Source organism: Aliiglaciecola sp. NS0011-25 (genome assembly GCF_040370605.1).
In the GTDB taxonomy this organism is placed as follows: Bacteria; Pseudomonadota; Gammaproteobacteria; order Enterobacterales; family Alteromonadaceae; genus Aliiglaciecola; species Aliiglaciecola lipolytica_A.
Map to the genome: position 1 here is coordinate 1 of NZ_BAABWR010000065.1, position 540 is coordinate 540.

1 protein-coding gene is annotated in these 540 nt (G+C 39.6%); it reads left to right on the forward strand.

Features of this window, described 5'->3' with window-relative positions; genetic code table 11:
- On the forward strand, nt 1-422 hold a 422-nt coding region (locus ABWV72_RS21195; protein WP_353372975.1), incomplete at its 5' end, for a hypothetical protein.
- Nucleotides 423-540: the final 118 nt, after the last annotated feature.

The following is a 540-nucleotide window of genomic DNA, read 5'->3' on the forward strand; positions in this document are numbered from 1 at the left end:
CGTTAGGAGTGCTGATGAGGCAGCTTGTTTTTTTATTATTGTTCCTAGTTTCAGGTTCTGTTTTTGCAGTAGATAAAAGCAAATATACTCCAGAACAATTGTTCGTGATCGGTACAGAGCTATTTAGAGCCGAAAGGAAGGAATTTGATCCTAATTTGGGACTAGAATTTTTGTTAGAATCAGCGAAGTTTAAATACGAATTCGCTCCGTTTGGTTTGTGTGTGGCATTATCGACTGAAAAACCAATATTGGACTTACAAGAAGCTTACACTTGGTGCTATATTGCAGAGAAAATTGATAATAAGTATTCAAATATGGCATCACAAAGAAGCGATGGAATACTGGGAAAAATCCTTTTAGATAGTGGTATTTCAGGAGTCGATAAAGCTAAAAAGCTCGCAATTGCAAAATACCAGGAGTAGGCACTCCTAACAAACACATTATGTTCATTCGCTTCGCTCATTGGGACGCATACTCGCTGGCTCGGCTCATTCTTCGCAAGTATAGCCAGCAAGCCTGCGCCCCATATGTGAAGCGTTA